Annotated in this window: 19 protein-coding genes and 1 pseudogene; 6 read left to right on the forward strand and 14 right to left on the reverse strand. The window is 61.6% G+C overall.

Annotation, left to right across the window (positions count from 1 at the left end):
- The first annotated feature begins 381 nt into the window (after window positions 1-381).
- On the forward strand, window positions 382-1479 hold the full coding sequence (locus AYM40_RS27060; protein WP_063500730.1) for a porin: 1098 nt from the start codon (window positions 382-384) through the stop codon (window positions 1477-1479).
- A 169-nt stretch (window positions 1480-1648) separates the two neighbouring features.
- Here the strand turns inward: AYM40_RS27060 and AYM40_RS27065 are convergent, their stop codons facing one another.
- Complete coding sequence (locus AYM40_RS27065; RefSeq protein ID WP_063499206.1) at window positions 1649-2734, reverse strand: porin; 1086 nt, start codon at window positions 2732-2734, stop codon at window positions 1649-1651.
- A gap of 236 nt (window positions 2735-2970) precedes the next feature.
- Here AYM40_RS27065 and AYM40_RS27070 point away from each other — a divergent pair, with 236 nt between their 5' ends.
- Window positions 2971-4197 carry an AAA family ATPase gene (locus AYM40_RS27070; RefSeq protein ID WP_063499207.1) on the forward strand — a complete coding sequence of 409 codons (1227 nt, stop codon included), beginning with the start codon at window positions 2971-2973 and terminating at the stop codon, window positions 4195-4197.
- Window positions 4198-4303: 106 nt separating this feature from the next.
- A complete protein-coding gene (locus AYM40_RS27075) occupies window positions 4304-6055 on the forward strand; it encodes a cobaltochelatase CobT-related protein (RefSeq protein ID WP_063499208.1) in 1752 nt (583 codons plus the stop codon).
- A 66-nt stretch (window positions 6056-6121) separates the two neighbouring features.
- Here the strand turns inward: AYM40_RS27075 and AYM40_RS42755 are convergent.
- Both AYM40_RS42755 and AYM40_RS27080 read right to left on the reverse strand, forming a co-directional pair.
- Window positions 6122-6232, reverse strand: a pseudogene (locus AYM40_RS42755) (class II glutamine amidotransferase); the annotation flags it as partial.
- 30 nt (window positions 6233-6262) lie between these two features.
- Window positions 6263-6940, reverse strand: coding sequence for a MarC family protein (locus AYM40_RS27080; protein WP_063500731.1), 678 nt, complete (start codon window positions 6938-6940; stop codon window positions 6263-6265).
- Window positions 6941-7288: 348 nt separating this feature from the next.
- Here AYM40_RS27080 and AYM40_RS27085 point away from each other — a divergent pair, with 348 nt between their 5' ends.
- Together AYM40_RS27085 and AYM40_RS27090 are read left to right on the forward strand one after the other, a co-directional pair.
- Entirely contained in the window at window positions 7289-7504 is a 216-nt protein-coding gene (locus AYM40_RS27085) for a DUF3311 domain-containing protein (RefSeq protein WP_063499209.1), read from the forward strand.
- Window positions 7501-8973 (forward strand): sodium:solute symporter family protein, encoded by a 1473-nt coding sequence (locus tag AYM40_RS27090; protein ID WP_063499210.1) that lies wholly within the window; start codon window positions 7501-7503, stop codon window positions 8971-8973. Before AYM40_RS27085 ends, AYM40_RS27090 begins: the two co-directional genes overlap by 4 nt.
- 98 nt (window positions 8974-9071) lie before the next feature.
- Here AYM40_RS27090 and AYM40_RS27095 read toward each other — a convergent pair whose 3' ends face one another.
- From AYM40_RS27095 to AYM40_RS27115, 5 genes are all read right to left on the reverse strand, one after another.
- Entirely contained in the window at window positions 9072-9911 is an 840-nt protein-coding gene (locus AYM40_RS27095) for a phytochelatin synthase family protein (protein WP_063500732.1), read from the reverse strand.
- A gap of 231 nt (window positions 9912-10142) precedes the next feature.
- On the reverse strand, window positions 10143-11303 hold the full coding sequence (locus tag AYM40_RS27100) for a GGDEF domain-containing protein (RefSeq protein ID WP_063499211.1): 1161 nt from the start codon (window positions 11301-11303) through the stop codon (window positions 10143-10145).
- Window positions 11263-12120, reverse strand: a complete 858-nt coding sequence (locus AYM40_RS41530; protein ID WP_063499212.1) for a hypothetical protein — start codon at window positions 12118-12120, stop codon at window positions 11263-11265. The genes AYM40_RS27100 and AYM40_RS41530 overlap by 41 nt, the downstream gene beginning before the upstream one ends.
- A gap of 390 nt (window positions 12121-12510) precedes the next feature.
- Window positions 12511-12855, reverse strand: coding sequence for a cupredoxin domain-containing protein (locus tag AYM40_RS27110; protein WP_063499213.1), 345 nt, complete (start codon window positions 12853-12855; stop codon window positions 12511-12513).
- A gap of 35 nt (window positions 12856-12890) precedes the next feature.
- Entirely contained in the window at window positions 12891-13859 is a 969-nt protein-coding gene (locus tag AYM40_RS27115) for a metallophosphoesterase family protein (protein WP_063499214.1), read from the reverse strand.
- 235 nt (window positions 13860-14094) lie between these two features.
- On the opposite strand from AYM40_RS27115, the gene AYM40_RS41535 reads away from it, so the two are divergent.
- Window positions 14095-14250, forward strand: a complete 156-nt coding sequence (locus AYM40_RS41535) for a hypothetical protein (RefSeq protein ID WP_158515334.1) — start codon at window positions 14095-14097, stop codon at window positions 14248-14250.
- A gap of 52 nt (window positions 14251-14302) precedes the next feature.
- Here the strand turns inward: AYM40_RS41535 and AYM40_RS27120 are convergent, their stop codons facing one another.
- From AYM40_RS27120 to AYM40_RS41540, 6 genes are all read right to left on the reverse strand, one after another.
- The gene (locus AYM40_RS27120) at window positions 14303-14725 is read right to left on the reverse strand and encodes a c-type cytochrome (protein ID WP_063499215.1); all 423 of its coding nucleotides are present in this window, start codon (window positions 14723-14725) and stop codon (window positions 14303-14305) included.
- Window positions 14726-14768: 43 nt separating this feature from the next.
- On the reverse strand, window positions 14769-16364 hold the full coding sequence (locus AYM40_RS27125; RefSeq protein ID WP_063499216.1) for a flavin monoamine oxidase family protein: 1596 nt from the start codon (window positions 16362-16364) through the stop codon (window positions 14769-14771).
- Window positions 16365-16392: 28 nt separating this feature from the next.
- Complete coding sequence (locus AYM40_RS39100; RefSeq protein WP_082855502.1) at window positions 16393-16656, reverse strand: glutathione S-transferase N-terminal domain-containing protein; 264 nt, start codon at window positions 16654-16656, stop codon at window positions 16393-16395.
- 85 nt (window positions 16657-16741) lie between these two features.
- Window positions 16742-17893, reverse strand: coding sequence for a branched-chain amino acid ABC transporter substrate-binding protein (locus AYM40_RS27130; protein ID WP_063499217.1), 1152 nt, complete (start codon window positions 17891-17893; stop codon window positions 16742-16744).
- Between the two features lie 131 nt (window positions 17894-18024).
- Window positions 18025-19254 (reverse strand): NAD(P)/FAD-dependent oxidoreductase, encoded by a 1230-nt coding sequence (locus AYM40_RS27135; protein ID WP_063499218.1) that lies wholly within the window; start codon window positions 19252-19254, stop codon window positions 18025-18027.
- Window positions 19254-19400, reverse strand: coding sequence for a hypothetical protein (locus AYM40_RS41540; protein WP_158515335.1), 147 nt, complete (start codon window positions 19398-19400; stop codon window positions 19254-19256). Before AYM40_RS41540 ends, AYM40_RS27135 begins: the two co-directional genes overlap by 1 nt.
- Window positions 19401-19492 lie beyond the last annotated feature (92 nt).

Consider the following 19492-nt stretch of genomic DNA (forward strand, 5'->3'; position numbering starts at 1 on the left):
GGATCGGCGACCGCCCTTTCAAGCGGCTTGCAGTCTTGATGGCGATTCCGCGCCATTTGCCATGCATCGGTTTAACTGCTTCAGCGCATGGGCTCCCCCATCGGGGCAAGCACGCCAGACCGGTCCGCTCCAATCAGGGGAAATACCAAACCGCCATCGATTTCTGTTCGAAGCCTATGTGGTGTGACCCCAGCAGGTTCGCCCGCCGATACCGGCGCGCACCGAATGTTGCAAACCGGCGACAGACAAATTAAATCAATACATGAATTATTTTTGCGGAAATATCATCGCCCCCCGCAAGGACATAGCTCATGACCCGTGGCCACGGCCAACACGGGCGGCTTGCCTATCAAATATCAAATATACAAGGGGAAAACCTCGATGAAGAAAACCATCAGCGCCATCGGCGGAGCATTGATTGCTCTCGCGGCTCAATCCGCTTTCGCGCAAAACTCGGTCACGCTGTACGGCATTGTCGACACGAGCGTGCGCTACCTCACCAACGCGAATGCGAACAACGACAGTCAGGTGTCGATGGGCGTCGGCCCGATCACCGGCAGTCGCTGGGGCCTGAAAGGGAGCGAGGACCTGGGCGGCGGCCTGTCCGCGGTGTTCCGGCTTGAAAACGGCTTCAACCTCTGGAACGGCCAGCTCGCGAGCTCGGGCACCCTGTTCAATCGGATGGCCTATGTTGGGCTGTCGAGCAACCAGTACGGCACCGTCACCATGGGCCGCCAGAATACGCCGCTGTTCGACCAGCTCGGTAACGTCTACGACCCGCTGACCGTCGGCAACTACGATCAGGATGGCTGGCTGCCCGGCGCACTCGGCTACGGCTTGCGCCAGAATAACTCCGTCAAGTACAACGGCCAGTTCGGCGGCCTGAACGTCGAGGGCATGTACAGCTTTGGCGGCGTGGCCGGCAGCACCGGCGCGAACAATATGTACGGCTTGACCGCGTCCTATACGTACGGTGGCCTGTCGTTCGATGCCGGCTACCAGCAGAACAGCGATGCGCATAACAACAAGTTCAAGGTCATCAACGTCGGCGCTGTCTATGCGTTCAGCACGATCAAGGCCTATGCAGGCTGGCTGCATGCGCAGGACAACACCGGTATCGTCGACCTCTACATGGCGGCCGCGAACTCGCCGGCGGCCAATTTTGCGGCGCCTGTTACGAATACCAACCGCATTGACGATGGCTTCTACGTCGGTACCACCTGGCAGGTGACGGCTCCGCTGTTGCTGACCGCAGCGGGCTACTACGATCATGCCCGCAATGCGCTGGACGCCAACGACACCACGCTCGGCCGCGGCGTCCGCTACTCGGCCGTGCTGCTCGCCGAGTACTCGCTGTCCAAGCGCACCGAAGTGTATGGCACGGTCGATTTCATCCGCGGAACTGGCGCGGCGACCGCGGACTTCCCTGGCCGCAACAACCAGACCGGCGTTGCAGTCGGCCTGCGCAACATCTTCTGATGCGTGCTGCCCGGTTTGCCGCCGGGCTTCGCACTGACCTGACGACGGTGCGCACTGCAAGGTGCGCACCGTTTTTCATGGCGCGCCTAGCCTGGGCGCATTCGTGAACAGCCTGCTGTCTTGCCGAAGTTGCCGCCGGACGTGCCGTTAAAGCTGCGTTGAAGCTGCGTTAAAACTGATGCAGCATCCCGACATACGCGCCGGTTTGCGACTCGCCCGCGAGGGGACTCGTGTTATTGGCAGCATCGCGTGGCGACGCTTCAAGCGAGAAATTCGAGTTGCTGCCGTTGCGCACGTAGCCCACCGTGCTGTACACGAAGGTGCGCTTCGAGAGGTTATAGGTGGTGCCGAGCACGTACATCATCGCGTGGCCGGACGGGTCGTGCGCGGCATCGCCGCCGCCGTCGCCGACCTTGATGTAGAAGCCGCCCGCCGTCACGGCCCAGCGTGGCTGGACGTTGTACGTGGCGCCGAGCCAGTAGTGATCGGCACTGTCGGCCACGCCCGCCGGCGAATCCGGCGCCGCGTAATGCGTATACGCGCCCTGGATCTTCACCGCGTCGAAATGCACATTCGCACCGACGAAATATTCGCGCGAGCTCTGGAAGACATTGCTCAGGCGGCCGTTGCTGTCGCGCAGTTCATCGTAGATGCCACGCACGTCGAAGAGCGGCGAGTGGTACGTCAGCATGATGCCGTCGGAGCGGCCGAACTCGCCCGGCGCGCCGCTGTTGAACGCGCCTGCCTGATTGCCGAAGGCGTATTGCGCCTGCACGTCGAAGCCCCACAACACCGGGCTGTGATACTCGACGTTGTTGCTGGTCTGTTGCCAGTTGCGTCCGCGCACGAGCGATGCCGACGAAAATGCCTCCTGCACGAACGGGTCGAACTCCCACACCCCGTCGCTATCGATGAACAGATTGCGCCCGGCTTGCAGCGTGCCCCACTGGCCGCTCTTCAAACCGACGAACGCACGCCGTGACCACAACCGTCCGCCACCGGTGGTGCCGTTCATGACTTGCAGACCGGTTTCCAGATTGAAGATCGCATTCAGCCCGCCGCCCAGATCTTCATTGCCTTTCAGGCCCAGCATGCTGGTGCCCCAATCGCCGCCTTCAGCACTCCAACGGCTTGAACTGCCGCCTGCGCCATTGTCGATGTGATTCAGATATTCCACGCCGCCGTCGAGACGGCCATATAACGTCACGCTGGTTTGACCATATGCCAGAGGACTTGCCACCGCGAGAGCAGCCATTAATTTTGTATGTAGTCTCATTGTTTTTGCCGTCAGTTTCTTCTGTCGAGATAATGGGCAAAGCCGACTGCCTAAGACTCAAAACTACTCGCCGCGTCACACCGCGCCCCAAAAGAAACCCCTGTCGGGAAGATCGAAAGCTACTCACGATAAGATAGTCGGTCATTTGGCCTTAGCCAAATCGAAGCACATTGTTCGTTATTTGACCATTCACGATTCACCACTTGCCACTTGCCATGAAAGCGCCTGAACTGAGCGAAGACGAAAACCTTGGCCTTTACCAGCGCGCGACCGAAACCGGCGCGGAATGGTGGCGCGTCAGTGTGGCGGACCGGCCGGAAAACTATCGGCTCGAGCATGGGGTCGATGAAGGCAACGGCACCGGATCGGTCGATATCGATCTGGTGGTCGACGCAGAAAACCTGCGTGCGAAGCTCAAGAAGTGGCGCCGCGAGGGCTTTGCGATCGATACGCCCGATGTCCCGGACGGAGCGGGCACCGTAGAACGGGTGGCCTTCATGCCGGAGTTGCAGCGCGTTGCGGCGCGGGCCTCGGCGGCGAAGCGCCATCCGCAGGTAGAGGGCTCGGGCGAAACCGTGCGCATCGGTCATGTCGACGTGCCTTGCGGCGTCGACAATCCGCTCGTGCCGCGCGTCAATCCGGCCTATCTGTTCTCCGAGCGCTTTAACGACATTGTCGAAGATATCGGGGAGAACCGGCGCGTCATGCTGATCGGTCACACCGGCGCGGGCAAGACCAGCCTGATCGAACAGGTCGCCGCGCGCTCGCATCACGGGGTGTTGCGCTCGAACATGAATGGGCAAACCACCGTCGGCGATTTTGTCGGCTTCTGGACGGTCAAGGGCGGCGAGACGATCTGGGTGGACGGCGTGCTGCCCACGGCGATGCGCGAAGGCTTCTGGCTGATCGTCGACGAAATCGATTTCGCCGAACCGTCAATCCTGGCCGCCCTCACTGCCGTGCTCGAACCGCACGGCCGCCTCGTGCTGAAAGAAAAAGGCAATGAGATCGTCGCGCCGCATCCCGCGTTCCGGCTGTTCGCTACCGCGAATGCGGTCGGTGCGATGAGCCAGTTCCGTCATCTGTATCAGGGCGCGAATCTGATGAACGAGGCGTTTCTCGATCGCTGGCGGGTCTACATGCTGGACTATCTGACGCCCGCCGAAGAAGCCGACGTGCTGATGCGCACCCTCGCCCCGCATATGACACGCGCGCTCGCCATCACGCTCGCCGCGATTGCCGCCGACTGCCGCGCGGCGTTCGCCCGCGAAGACCTGTCGAGCGCATTCTCCACGCGGCGCCTGCTCGACTGGGCCGAGCTGATGCTGCGCACCGGCGACCCCGAACGCGCCGCCGGTCCTGCGATTTACGCGAAGGTCAGTCCGGAAGATGCGGCGTTGATTCGCGGCATCGTTCGCCATCACATTGCGCCGGCCGCCTGACGGTAAGTGAGCACAATGAGCGAGCGCAATGAGTGAGCACAATGAGTGAGCACAATGAGTGAGCACAATGAGCGAGCACAATGAACGAGCACATTAAACCAGCACCATGAGCGCCATGCACCCAACGCGCGACACGCGAGGCTTCGCGTTCGAATCGACGCTCGGCAAAGTGGCGCGCGTGCTGACCGGGCAGTACGGCGTGACGGTCGCCTTCAGTCCGGATGGGCCGCGCGTCGAACCCGGCCGCATCGTGATTCCCGACTATGAGTTGAGCGGCGGCGTCGAGCGCGACGTGCTGATCGGCTATCTGGATCTGCTGGTGGCGCGCGCCAAGCACTCGTCGCTCGCGCAAATGGACGCGCTGCCTGCCGGCGTGGCGGCGAATCTCGCGCAGGTGATCGAGGACCGCCGCGTCTGCGCACAACTACTCGACGAGTATCCGGGCGCGCGCTGGTTCATCGGCAAACTGCGTGTGCATGCCGCCGAACACGCGCGGCAGCGCTGGCCGAAGCTGCATTGGCGCGACCGGCTGGTCTGGCTGGCGGAGCGCGCGTTGTGGGACGAACAGCCGACCCGGACCGAAGCGAGCCATTCGCTGCTGGCCGCGTTGCACGCCGCGCAGGATCTGTTGGACGAAGCGCGGCGCAGCCGTTCGACCGCGCATAGCATTGCGGCAGCACAGGCCCTGGTGGCGCGCGTGCGGGCTTTGTCGGCGGGCGAAGTCAACAGCATGGTGTTCACCGCGGATCCGATTGAAGACCTCGACACGGAAACCGCCGCGGCTTCGTCCGCGCCGTTCAATGATGACGACACGGCACGCCCCGACCAGGACAACGCGGCCTCACCGCCGTCCGACAAAAGCGCCGGCGCGCAAGCGGAGAATGCGGTGGGCATGGGGCAATCGCTAGCCGATGCGCAGGCGCCATCGGCACGTTCCGAAGGTGACGCCAATACGGCGTCAGACTCGACTCGCGCACGACTATCGATTCCGCTCGCCACCGAATTCGACGAAATCGCCGACCTCACCGGTCAGGGCGACAGCGCGACATGGCGCGAGCTTCGCGCGCAGGCCCGCGCGGATACCGCGCCGCTCAAGGAAAAACTCGAACGCGCGCTGAGCGCCGACGAACGCACCCGTTGGCGCCGCGAGCAGGAGCGCGGCGAAATCGACCGCACCGCGCTGGCGAAGCTCGCCACTTCGCCCGGTTACCGTACGCCGTTTCGCACGCAGCGGGCGGCCAAAGGGCGCGACGTCGCCGTAACCTTGCTGATCGATCGCAGCGGTTCGATGGCCGGACGCAAGATCGAACTCGCGCGCCTATGCGCGACCGCGCTGTGCGATGCGCTGACGCAGTTGTCGTTCGACTGCGAAGTGCTCGGCTATTGCTCACTCGAATCCGCGCCGATGAAGCAACTGTATGAACGGCAACTGGCGGCCGGGACGGATTTGCGGCGCTATAACCGCTTCATGGAGCGGCTCGATCTGAAAGTCTACAAACGCTTTGGTGCGACGGATCTGAGCGGCATCGCCAGGATCGATTGCGGTCACGAGAATCCGGACGGCGAGGCGTTGGCCTGGGCCGCGACGCGGCTCGCGGATCATCAGGCCGAACGGCGCATCCTGATCGTGTTCTCAGACGGCTATCCGTCAACCGGCGACGGCGACCCGCAGGTGCTGCGCCACGATCTGCGCGAACGCGTCGCGGCGATCCTGAAACGTGGCATCGAACTGGTAGGGATCGGCGTGCTGACCGATGCGGTGGAGGATTTCTATCCGCACAATGTGGTGGTGAGCCGTCTTGCGGAATTGCCGTCGACGGTGTTTTCGGTGTTGAGTTCGATGCTGCTGACGCGCTAGCACATCAACACGCATTCAACGGAATCTTCAGATAGCGCACGCCATTCGCCTCGCTCTACACCAATTTGGGTTCGAACGGATACTGGTCACGTGCGCGACAAACAGCGGCGCGCGGATGGCGCGCGCGGCCTCGCGCAGATTGCGGTCGCTCCATGCGGGCTGGACGCTGCGGTAGCGACCTCGAATAGACCAGCGCGCCGCCGTTCGCTATTTGACCACGGGTTGCATCTGTGCGATCGGAATCAGGAACTCCGAAAAACCGGTCAGGATAATCTGCACGCCGATGCACAGCAGCAGGAACGACGAGACCCGCATCGCGACCTTGGTGCCGTCCACGCCGAGATACTTGGCGAAAACCACGGCCCGGCTGTAGATCAGATACACGGTGGCCGCCACCAGGATCGAGATCACTACCGACGCGATGCTCGACAGCACGAATGCCGAGAGCTTATGCGTGCGGTTCGCGGTCAACGCGATCGCAGTGGCGATCGAACCCGGCCCGGTGGTGAGTGGCATGGTGAGGGGGAAGAACGCCTTCGACATGGCGTTATCCGAATCCACACGCTTGACTGCCGGCTGCTCGGCCGGTTGCGTGTCGGGCGCATTGAGCATCTGCCAGCCGCCAACGGCGACCGCGAGGCCCCCGCCGATCCGCAACGCCTCGATGGAAATGCCGAAGAAATGAAGGATCGGGGTGCCGACAAAGAATGCGACGAGCATCACGCACATGACGTTGAAGGCGATTTTCTTGGCAAGCGCCGTACGGTCTTCCGTGGTGAGCGATGCAGTCCGGTCGAGAAAGACGAACGCCATGCCGATTGGGTTGATGATGCTGATCAGCCCGGTGAAGCCAAACAGGATATCCGAGATCAGACTTTCGACCATATGCGATCCGTTTCGGGCAGCGGCTCGGGCGGGCTGATTGACTGACTGGCCGCCGGAGCGCCGCGCTGAGTTGATGTGCTGGACGCCTTCGCCGCTGCCCAGATTGATGCTCGCGTTGCGTGGGTCAGATGATATCGCGGCGCGGCACGCAAATTGGTAAAAAAAGGGGGCGATGCAAGCCGGTCGCGGCGTTGCACCGCAGCAGAGGAGCGCCGAAAGATGCGCGCGCAACTTTCGGAAAGCCTACATTTTTTTGACTTCCTTTACGTACTCAAAGCATCAGGCATACAGTCTTCAGCGAAGCCGCACTTTCAACGAGACGTACTTACCGGTTCGAGGAGTTGCCCCATGTTGCTTCGTGTACTCGCCGCGCTGCCGTTCGTCGGCATTCTGCTCGGTGTCCCGTTAGTGAATCGTGTCGAGCCGCTGGTGCTCGGCATGCCGTTCGTGCTGGCCTGGATCGTCATGTGGGTGGTGCTGAGTTCGATCATCATGGCGATCGTCTATCGTCTGGACCCGAGCAACCGTCAGCTCGCCGTGGAAGGCGAGGAGGTCCGATCATGAGCGCACTCGTCATCATTGCGGCCATTACGCTGTTTGCGCTGTACCTGGGCGTGCGCGCGCGGCGCGGCCACGACATGAGTCTTGAACAGTGGACCGTGGGCGGCCGCAGTTTCGGCACCGCGTTCGTGTTTCTGCTCATGGCGGGCGAGATCTACACGACCTTCACCTTCCTCGGCGGCAGCGGCTTTGCGTACGGCAAGGGCGCGCCGGTCTACTACATTCTTGCCTACGGCACGCTCGCGTACATCCTCTCATACTGGATGCTGCCGCCCATCTGGCGTTATGCGAAAAATCACCACCTCGTCTCGCAGCCGCACTTCTTCGCACGCAAATACGACAGCCCGGCGCTCGGCACGCTCGTCGCGCTGGTCGGCGTGGCCGCGCTGATTCCGTACCTCGTGCTGCAGCTCAAGGGCCTTGGCATCATTGTGGCGACTGCCTCGTATGGCGTGATTTCCTCGACGGCCGCCATCTGGATCGGCGCCGCGGTGGTGACGTCTTACGTGACCATCTCCGGCGTGCGCGGCTCCGCGTGGAATTCGGTGGTGAAAGATACGCTGATTCTGGCGATCGTGCTGTTCCTCGGCATCTATTTGCCGTTGCACTACTACGGTGGCCTGGGCGCGATGTTCCACGCCATCGATGCCGCGCGCCCGGGTTTCCTGACCTTCCCGGCCAAGGGTTCGAGCGTGACCTGGTTCCAGTCGACTGTGCTCCTGACCGCGCTGGGCTTCTTCATGTGGCCGCACACATTCGGTTCGATTTTCACGGCGAAGGACGAGCGCATTTTCCGGCGTAACGCGATGGTGCTGCCGCTGTATCAGCTCATTCTGCTGTTCGTGTTCTTCGTGGGCTTTGCGGCGACGCTAAAGGTGCCGGGCCTGAAGGGTGGCGACATCGACCTGTCGCTGTTCCGCCTGTCGTTGCAGACTTTCGACCCGTGGTTCGTCGGCGTGATCGGCGCGGCGGGGATTCTGACGGCGCTGGTGCCGGGATCGATGATCCTGACGTCGGCGTCGACGCTGCTTGCCAACGACGTGTATCGCGGCATGGTGAGCCGCAAGGCGTCGGATGCGACGGTGGCCAACCTCGCGCGCTTCCTGGTGCCGGTGGTGGCGCTGGTGGCCGTCGGTTTTACGCTGCACGGCGGCGAGACGATCGTGGCGTTGCTGTTGATGGGCTACAGCTTTGTGACCCAGCTGTTTCCTGCGGTGATCTGCAGTTTGCTGCCGCATAGCCGGGCGACCAAGTACGGCGCGTTCTGCGGGATTCTGACCGGCGTTGCCGTGGTGACCCTGACGACCACCCTGCATCTGAGTGTTGGGCAGTTGATGCCGTTTTTGCCCGACGCGCTAAAGGACGTCAATATCGGCTTCCTGGCATTGGCCGTGAACATCATTGTTTTTGCTGCGGTGAGCGCTGCGACGCAGCCGCGGCCGGTCGAGCAGACGCACGCACCGGTGCATTGAGGTTTTCTTCGTATCGTTGTCACCGGCGTGGCGGAGCGTGGTTTGCAAATCACGCTCCGCCAGGTCATGCGCTGCGGCGCGCACATCAGGAAAGGCCATTAGTTCGCTCGCGTGCCGACGATCAACATGCCGCGTGAAAGTCCACTCACGTTATCGACCGCCAGGGCGCCTGCGTACAGTTGCGTGACCGGCACCCACACCGCTGGATACTTGTAGCGCGCCACATCGAGAAGCAGCGCGCTATCGCTTTCGGCGTCGTATGCGGCAAGTGGCGACCAATGGCCGCCACCTGCTTCGCCTATCTCCATCCGCCTGAAGTTCAAAAGCGCAAAGCGGTCGCTGTGGCCCGTCGTGTCACGAACCAGATCGCGAAACTGATCGAGCGTCAGATCGCTGGCATGGAATGTCCTCACCTCGACAGGAAATGCGCGCAGGGCCGCGCTGAGCTGGGCGAGCGTCATGCCTTCTTTGGACACCTGCGCGGCATTGGCCACTTGCGGATCGACGCTGCGAAAGAAATCCTCTTGCGAGAAATAGGGAAAGTCCGGGTACAGGGTCGACTCGGGACGGCGGATGCCCAGTGCATTGAGCGCCATTACCGAAGTCGCGACTGAACAGTAGGCCTGGTTGCGCTGCGTTTCGAAGTACTGCGAGAGCGGCCAGTACGACTGCTTACGAGTGGTGGCCATCAAGCGCTGCTGGCCTGCCGGTTGCGTCAATGCAATGAGGTTCGGAGGAACGGGCAGCGGCCCATCGGCTGGGCGCGCTGTGCCCAAAGCAGGAGCCTGCTGCGAACCCTGACGCGAGGTTTGATCCGCGGCTTGATTGGCAGCCGGTGCCAGCGGCGCACAGGCTGCCAGCGACGCCATCAGTGCAGCAAGGATCCACTCAGGCCGGCTTACGCGCCCCACGGCGCGCATCAACGAATATCTGGACATAAACCCTTCCGCTGCGGATGAATTCGGAACGACTTCGGTTGTGCCGACGTATTCCACTCCCAATCGGCAAACCTCGATTTTTTAACACGAAACACGTCGGCGCGTGAACGTGGCGGCCGGACGCAGGCCTCGCACCGCAGGGCGAAGGTGAAATCACAGACGCAAGAGAGCCAGCCCAGCCAAGGGAGCCAGGGGAGCCAGGGGAGCCAAGAGAGCCAGGAGAGCCAAACTTCATAAAGGCATCGGTCGGTTCGCCTCGTCGGCGAATGCGTAACTGTTCTTGCCGCTGCGCTTTACCCGGTACATCGCCTCGTCGGCCGCGGCCACGAGGCGCTGGTAATCGTCGACGGGGTCAGGAAAACTGGCGATGCCGATGCTGGCACGAACCTGTCCGACCCCCATCACCTTGTCCGTTTGAACCACGCAGGCGATGAGCCTCCGGGCGATTTCACCCAGCTCCGCATTCGTCGAAAATTCACTGACCAGGACGGCGAATTCGTCACCGCCAATCCGGGCGACGACGTCGACTTTGCGCACCGACTCCCGAAAGCGTTTCGAAACCGCGATCAGAAATTCATCACCGACGCGGTGGCCGAGCGAGTCATTGACCTGCTTGAATCCATCCAGATCGACATACAGCACCGCAATTTTGCAAGGCGCCGCGAGCGCGGGCGATTTCGTCGCCGCTTCTTCGAGCGTGGCAAACAGCTTGCGCCGGTTCGGCAAGCCGGTCATCGCGTCGTGCAGCGCCGCCCATTCGAATTCATGCGACTGGCCTGCCAGCAGGCGATTCCGTTTGGCATACATTCCCAGCGCGGTGATCAGCATGCAGAACAGCAGCGCCGCCGACGCGATCAGCGTGCGCGCGACATGGGTAATCCGCACGCGCACATCGGCGCTGTCGGCATCGCGCTGCGCTCGCCACCAGGCCGACACGTTACTGAGCACGGCATCCGTGTCGCGCAGATCGGCGTCGGGCGTAAGCGAGGATGGCGGCAAACGCGGCGCTGCCGACGGACTCGCATTCACCAGCGCCGCAAGTGACGCAAGGCGATGGGCGAGTTCGGTTCGCGCCTGCCGATACCCGGCGGCTCGGGCTTGCGTGGCGTCGGGCAGCTGCTGCCAGACGCCGACCAGACTCCGGGCGCTTTCCGCCCGTTCGACCGCTTCGAGAACGAGCCCCGCATACTCCTGCTTCAACTGATCGGAAAAGATCGTCCGGATCTGGAGTGCAAGATACAGAAGGCCAATCAGAAGACAAACCAGCGCGGCGGCAGCGATCGCTGCCGGGCCAAGCCCGAAGCGGATCGCGAGGGCGCGCGCACGAGCGTCGCGCTGGTTACGAGTCCGCTCAGGAATGGGAATAGATGTCTTGCTGGCTTCCGGTGCCATGCTGACGATAGCTCACGCGACGAAAGAACGAACTCATCCGGGCGAACAGACTGCCCTTGTGCCCGGCATTTGCCGCCGAAGAAGATCGACGGTCCTGCTGCGCGAGACGCGCATCTCTGCCGGAGCGGCCCGACGCCCGCTGCTGCGCAGCAGGATTGGACGGGGGCGCCGCGCGGTGAGCAGGAGGATCGGAAGACGCGGCCACGCCGGGGCTTGCGTCGGCCACGGTATTCTGGCTAGCCGCAGACGCCGGGAGTCGCGTGACCGGGCCAGCCCAGGAGGTCAGTTTTCCGCCTTTTTCTTCTTCGCCCGATGCTGCCGCTGCGGCCTGCGTTTGTGCTGTTGCCGGTGTACCCGCTGTTGCCTGCGTTCCCGTTACCGCCGGTGTAACTGCGGCTACTTGCACACCGCCCGCGGTCCGCTCCGCCGCTGTCGCTGTCGTCGCCGATCGTGGCGCTGCCGCTGTCGCTGCCGCTGCCGCTGCCGTCTCCGATCGTGGCGCTGCCACCAAAGTTGCGGGCCGTGGCGGTGCAATCGGATTCGCCAACGCCTCTCCTACCGCCGCTGACGCAGCCGTGCCAAGCGCCTGCCGCGCGCCCGCCATGGCCTCGGCATACGCTTGCTGGTCGTGGTTGAACCAGATGCCGTACACGACCGTACCCACCACGCCAAAAGCCAGCGCGCTTGCCGTCGCGACACAGAGTACAAGACGTCCAAATCGCACGGGCGGTGCCGCAGCCGACGGCTCAGCGTCAGCGTCGAACTCAGTATCCGGACTATCTTCAGAAGATTTTGGCAAGTCGGCATTGTTGAACATCGCAATACTCTCCGGAATCCTAACGTCTGACATGTCGACAGACTTTGTTCGTACAATTCAGCGGCGATCGATCTGGAGTCGTTGGAAGAATTTATCCCGCTCGCCGGGTAACGACAATACGGCAATGCTGCGCTTTAAACGCCAACTTTGCGAGTCCGCCGAGCATCTATAAAACAGGTAAAAGATTCAACGCCGCGCATCTTCCCGGGCTGCGCCGCGAACGCTGGCAGGCCGCTTCCACGCTGGATTGGAAGCGGCGATGTGGGCATGTGCCGCGGCTCTCTGTCACGCAAAAAACACGCCAATAGGGAACGTGCCAACTGGTGAGCACCGCTCAAAACGTCATGCATGCCCGGTGGGGCGCATCGCGCCCCACACCGGAACCGGCACCTATTGCACGGTGATCGTTTCTTTCATATTCGGATGGATGCCGCAAAACACCTTGTACACGCCCGGCTTGTCGAACTTGAACTGGTACGTGTCGTTCTGATCGAGCGCGGCGGAGCGAAACATGCCCGCGTCGTTCACGACTGTGTGCGGCTCGCCATCGAGATTTTTCCACGTCACTGTCGAACCGGCTTTGACTGTGAGCGCCATCGGAGAAAACATGAAGTTCTTGATGACCACGGCGTTGGGTGTCTCTGCTCGCGCAACGGAAAGTCCACCTGATGCCGCGATGAGCGCCGAACTCCCGAGCAGCACAAAGAACGCGCGGCAAAAATAATTACTTTGCATAACTGATCTCCTGCAAAAGAAAAATAGGCCTGAAATCAAACGAGTGTCGTATCGGCAAGTGTTGCCTTGAGCGGATGCCGCACGATCTTGATGCTGGTCACGCCGAGCATCTTCGGGAGCTGATCGCTCGCTACCGTGAGTGGGCCCGGGCCGGGACCATTGCCGGCGGTCGGTTGCGGATACGCTGTGGAGCGGGCGGTATGGAACGTGATATTGCCTTCGACCTTCGACACGATCTGGTGAATATGGCCATTCAGCACGGTCACCGAGCCAAAGCGCTTCAGATAACTCATGGCCTGGCCGGCATCGCCCGTGCCCCACCCCCATGGCTCGTAGATCGTCCACATCGGCATGTGGGCAAAGACGACGATCGGCGTGCTGGACGAGCGGCCCTTCAGGTCATTCTCGAGCCAGGCGAGTTGATCGTCGCCGAGACCGCCCAGGCCGTTAGGCTTGAAATGCATCACGTTGACGAGCGCGACGAAGTGCACGCCGTTGTGGTCGAAGCTGTAATAGCCTTTATTGTCCGAAGCTTTGCCGAAGCGGCTGAAGTATTCGGTTCCCGGGCCGTCCGTCACGTCGTGCTCGCCCGGCACGGTGTGGAGCTCAGTGATATTCAGACCCGACATCAACTGCGCCCCGAGATCGAACTCCGCCGGCTTGGAAAGATGCGTGATATCGCCCGTGTGGATGGTCAGCGCGGGCTTGACCGGCATGGCATTGACGTAGTCGATCGTCTGCTTGAGCGTGCCCGCGACGTCCGGGTTGGCTTCTTTATTGAAGCCGATATGGGAATCGCTGATCTGCAGGAAAAGCGGCACGCCCGTGGACGTCGCGGATGATTTCGCGTCGGCCGCGAGGGCCAGTTCCACCGGCGTGAGAATGCCGCCGGCAAGAACGAACACCGTGCCTACGCCGCCGAAAGCGAGACATTTCAGCGCGCCGCGGCGTGACGGGCTAAATGCGGGGTTGAATGCTGGATCGGATGAATGATGTGACGACATGTTGACCTCACGATAAGGATTCGCAGGCAAACCGCGGGATCATCCGGCGGGCCACACGAGTCGGTTCATCGGGAAGACTGCCGCGCCGCCGGTTTTATTCCAGGAAAAAAGAAATTAGCGCTGGTCAGCGAGTTCAGCCGCTCGGGCTTATATGTTTCGCACCTGGGCAAATGCGGGAATAGCCGCACCACGGCGGCAGTCACGCAGGTGAGAGAACCTGAAAGGAGTGGCCAACATGGACATCATCGACATGGCCCGTGCCTCGGGCATGGCGGTCATCCTCGACGGCAGGATTGGCCGCGAGGAATACCAGCGCGTGTGCGGCACGCGGTTGCGACGCGCCTCGCGGCGTCGCTGTATGGGTTCGAGCCGAACTGCGAGCGGATCGTGATTTCGCTGATCGTCGGGCGCAGTGACTGCGTCGTATGACGCTGGGCCGTCACTCAGTCGAGCGTGAAATACTGATAATTGGGCTGCCGCAGTGCTTTCACGTCACCGGCAGTGACTTTCCCATCGTAATTATTTCCGAAGTGCGTCTGAACGTAATTGACCACCGCGGCGACCTGCGCATCGTCCAGAAAGCCACCAAATCCGGGCATGCCTTTTTGCCCATAAAGCACCATGGAAATCGGGTAAGGCGCGCTGGCCAGTCGTGGATTGTTTGCCAGCGGTGGGTAAGTGCCGGCACCCGTTGCGCCCTTCGCGTTCGACATGTGACAGCCCTGGCAGATCGACGTGTAGAGCTGCTGGCCATCGCGCTGAGGAAACGAATTGGCGCCGACCACGCCAGCCGAGTCAGCGAGTGCGGCATCGCTGGCGAGTAGCGTCAGCAGTACGGCCGCGAACGTTTGGTGGATTCGTCTCATGGCTCAAATCCCTCCTCAGATCATGAACGGGCGAATGTTCATCTCAGCGGCCGGCGACCACGCGTTGGTGCAGCCGTTCTATCGCGCTCAGCGACGACAGGATCGCGCCCTCCTGCCAGGCATTCACGTACGAACAGTGTTCGCCCGCCAGGACCGTGTGGCCGTCGATCGCACAAAGATCCTTGTAGTACTGCTGGCGCGTATCCTCTTTCCACATCCCATAGCAGCCAAGCGTCCATGGAACGCGGTGCCAGGCCACCGAAATGCCATTGTCGAATTCCCTGCTCATTTGCGGGTGCAACTGCGCGCCATATTCGAGCACGCGCTGCAGCCGCTCGGACGGTGAAAGCGAGGTGAACTCGACAGCACTGACGCCGAACATGTACGCGCCGAGTATCACGCCCTTGCCTGGCTTCTGATAGTCGGTACTCGGATATGAGATCTGGCCGATCGGCAAATCCGTGAAGCTGATACCTCCGTAGATTGCATCGTCTTCCTCCCAGAAGCGACGTTTGAACTGCAACCCTGCCTTGATTGCCGGCGCATACGGAACCGCGTTGATTGCAGCTTGCAGGGTGCTCGAAAAGTTGTTCCTGATCTGGCTCAGAATTGACAGCGGAACCGTACATACGCACCAGTCGGCTTTGGCCCGACGGGCCTCGCCGCCGTGCCGTGCATCCACGTACGTGACAGTGACGCCCGAATCGCTCTGCGCAATTTCCGTGACCTTGGCGTTGAACTGGATCAGTGACGCTACCTCGCGAGCGAAGCCTTGCGCAATCATGTCCATGCCCCCGACTGGCTGGAAGAGCGTCTGCGCATATTCGTAGGTCAACGGAAAGCTCAGGTGATGCCAGAGCCCGGAATTCAGGATGTCGGCCCGCGAGATGGGTGTGGACGGGGTCGGCGCGCCACCGGGGCCGCCGCCGGGGTCCTTGTCGTAGCCGCGCATCGCACTGGCGGTCGCGGGCGTATAGGCGTATTTGTCATCAAGCGCTCCCCAACTCCTCAACGCCTCAAGCAGGATATCCCGCTCGTCCTTTGCCACAGCCTGGTCGAGCTTGTTCTGGTCGGTCGCCTTCGCGAGCAGCTCGGAAACATAGCCATTGAAATCGGACATGACGTGGCGGAATCGCTGCGGCTTGCCGCCGAAGGCCTTGCTGTTGTGGAGATACGCGTTGGCATTCATTTCGACGAAAGCTTCAAGCTTGACGCCAAGCAGCTTGCAATAGTGAAGCAGCCCGCGGTGATGGTACGGAATTCGCCATGGCCCCGGGTTGATGTACAAGCCTTTTTCAAAGTCGCAATGCTGCGTAAAGCCACCAAGCTCCGTGTAGGTATCGCCGCCCCGCAACGACCACGAACGGCCACCGGCACGCTCCCGGTATTCGAGCACCTGGACCTTGTAACCGGCTTTGCGTAACTCAAGGGCCGCTGTCATGCCTGCCAGGCCCGCGCCAAGAATAAGGACCGAGGTACCCTTTGGCGCGCCTTCAAGGCTGACCGGGCCCTGAAAGTCGGACTCGGCGGCATAACCGAGACTGCTCATCGCCTGATACATGACAGCAGCACTGGTTGTCCTGCCGATCATCGCCAGTAGCTCGCGGCGACTGATGGAACTGGAACGGATGTCATCCATATTTGATTCCTCGCGGCTTACCGGCGTTTCAAGCGTGCGCCACCCCGCACATCAGTTGTGCCATCTTTTCGGACTTCTCCTTCCCTTCTTTGATTGCGCCGTGGAACCTGTCGTGAACGGGCGTAGTGCTATACAACATAGAACAATTTTTCCCCGTTGGGAAATATCTGGCGAGAAGACAGATGATGGCGTCGGTTTCCCAGATCCTGTTCTCGCCATCGGCAAGACACGGCGCGTTGCCATTCGGATTGATCGCCAGATAGTCCGGCTTATACCGTTCGCCTTTTTTCAGATCAACGAAGGCATATTGCGATCTGCAAGCCTAAATTTCCGCTGAAATCAATCCGTTCGTCCCACTGGCGCCTTCTCGCGCACGGTTAGACGCCGCTGCCGCCCACGGTCTTGATGCTCTTCCATTGTCCTTGCTGGACCTGAAACAGCGTGTACGGCGGCTTGATCAAATCGCCATACGGGTCAAAGGTGATATTGCCGGTCACGCCAGTGACCTTCACTTTCGACAACGCGTCGACAATTTTCGCGCGATCGAGCGAGTCGGCTCCGTGAATCGCCTTGATCATCGCGAGCGCGGCGTCGTATGCAAACGGCGCGTACAGCTCGACATCCTGATTGAAGCGCGCCTTATAGCGCTTGCCGAACGCCTGCGCGGCAGGCAGCTTGTCGAGCGCCGGACCGGGTTCGAGATCCTGGGTACCGTCACCCGCGGTGCCGGCGATCTGCAGGAAAGCATTGCTCTTCAGCGCGCCCGCGCCGAAAAGTTGCGCTTGCATGCCGAGCGAGCGCATCTGTTTGACCAGCATTGCGCCCTGTTCGTCCAGACCGCCGAAGAAAATCAGGTCGACGTTCTTGCTCTTGAGCGTCGTCAGGATGGCGCGAAAATCCACCGCTTTGTCATTCGTGAACTCGCGATCGACTATGTTGCCGTTTGCTTCCTTTGCGCCTTTTTCGAACGCGTCCGCAAGCCCTTGCCCGAATGCGGTACGGTCGTCGATGATGCCGATGCGCTTCGCCTTCATCTGCTCCACGACGAAATGCCCGGCTACGACACCGCCGATGCCGTCATGCCCCATGGTGCGGAACACGTTCTTGTAGCCTTGCTTGGTGAGTTGCGGATTGGTCGAGCCCGGCGTAATCATCGCAACGTTCGCCTGGTGATAGACCGTCGACGCCGGAATGCTGCACCCCGAGTTGTAGTGACCGATCACGCCGACTACGCCGTCGTCGACCAGTTTCTGCGCGACCTGAATCGCCACGCGGGGGTCCGCCTGATCGTCCTGCACGTCGAGCTCGAACTTGACCGGCTTTCCGCCGATCACCGGATGCCTCGCATTCTCTTCATCGAGCGCTAATTGCGCGCCGTACTGCAGGTCCTTGCCGACTCGTGCAACCGGGCCCGTCAACGGCCCGACAAAACCGATCTTGACGACTTCAGGATCGGCCGCCCACGAAGACGGTATATACGTGACGAGTGCGCAAACTGTGGCACTCAACAGCCAATAGCGGCGATTCATGATGCGCTCCTTGCGAGATGTAACGTCGCGCGATGTGTAGGTTGGCCGATCCGATGCGCGACGCGTCGAATCCGTCCTGCGGTACGTGTTGTGAAGCGAGCAAACCTGTGCGGTCAAAACCTCGACGAAAGTCAAAAGCGCGTTGCCGAGTAAGGCGCGAGGTCGAGCGGCGGCGCACGCTGCGCGATCAGATCGGCAACGATGCGTCCGCTCACCCCGGCTAGCGTCAAGCCAAGATGCTGGTGGCCGAATGCGTAGATCACCCGCTCGCTCGCGCGCGAGCGTCCGAGTACCGGCACGCCGTCCGGCAACGTCGGACGAAACCCGAGCCAGCTGCTATCCGGCGTCTCGAGCGCGGGCAAGGCGCGTTTCGAAGAAAACGTCAGCAGATCGATCAGCGAGCGGTTGCGCGTGGCGCCGAAACCCGCCAGTTCGACCGTGCCCGCGACGCGCAGTCCATCGCTCATCGGCGTCATGTAGAAGCCGCGCTCGGCCCAGCCGACCGGCCGCGAAACCAGTTGCTGCGCGCCCGGGAAGCGGACGTGATAACCCCGCTCCGTATCGAGCGGGACCGGGTCGCCGCATTGTTTGGCGAACTGGGCGGAGTGCGCGCCGGTCGCGATCACCGCGTGACCGAAGCGGCGCGTCGCGCCGTCGACGCTCAAGGTCGCGCCATCCGCGGCCGGCTGCAGAGCGTCGACAGTCGAGCGCTCCAGTTGCAATCCTTGTGCGGCAAGCTGCTGATAAAGCGTCTGCAGAAAGCCTTGCGGATCGCTGAAGTGCCAGCTGTTGCTGAACAGCACGCCCCGCTCGAATATCGGCGCCAGCGACGGTTCGAGCGCACGGATATCGCCGCCGTTAAGCACATTGAAGGCGACGCCGAGCTTTTGACGCAGATCGAGTGCAGGACGCGCGGCATCGAACGAAGCAGTATTCGAATAGAGATAAAGACATTCACGCGGCCGGACGAAACGCGCCAACTCCGCATCTGCAAGCAGCGGCGCATAACCGTCACGCGCGCAATCGAGCAACGCGGCGAGTGCGCCGGCGCTCGCTTCGTAGCGCCGCGGCAGCGAGCTCATCATGAAACGCCCAAGCCATGGCGCGAGGTGCGGCAGGTACCCCCAACGCAACCTGAAAGGACTGTCGTTCGATAACAGAAAGCGCGGCAAATCGCGGAACACGGAGGGGTTGTTGACCGGAATGCAAGCATAGTGCGCAAAGGTCCCCGCGTTGCCGAAGGACGCGCCCTGCCCCACACCGGCCGGATCGAACAGCGTGACTCGATGGCCGTCGCGCATCAGCGCCGCAGCGCTCGCGAGGCCGATGAATCCCGCACCGATGATGGCAATCTCCGACATCACTTACGTCCTTCTATCGCGCCGCCGATGCCGTAGAACACGCTCATCGCGACATGCCGCTCTTTGGCGTGCGTGCCAGGCTTCGGCACGCACGCCACCAGACAAACCAACACAATCAGAATCACACAATATTTTTTTGTGTGCAATTAAAACTCTCATTGTGTGGCCCTGGCATTTTCCCTGGATGGTCTGTGGCGCAATCCTTGCGGACATTGGCACACCGGAAGCCGGCCGTTCT

The organism is Paraburkholderia phytofirmans OLGA172, assembly GCF_001634365.1.
In the GTDB taxonomy this organism is placed as follows: domain Bacteria; phylum Pseudomonadota; class Gammaproteobacteria; order Burkholderiales; family Burkholderiaceae; genus Paraburkholderia.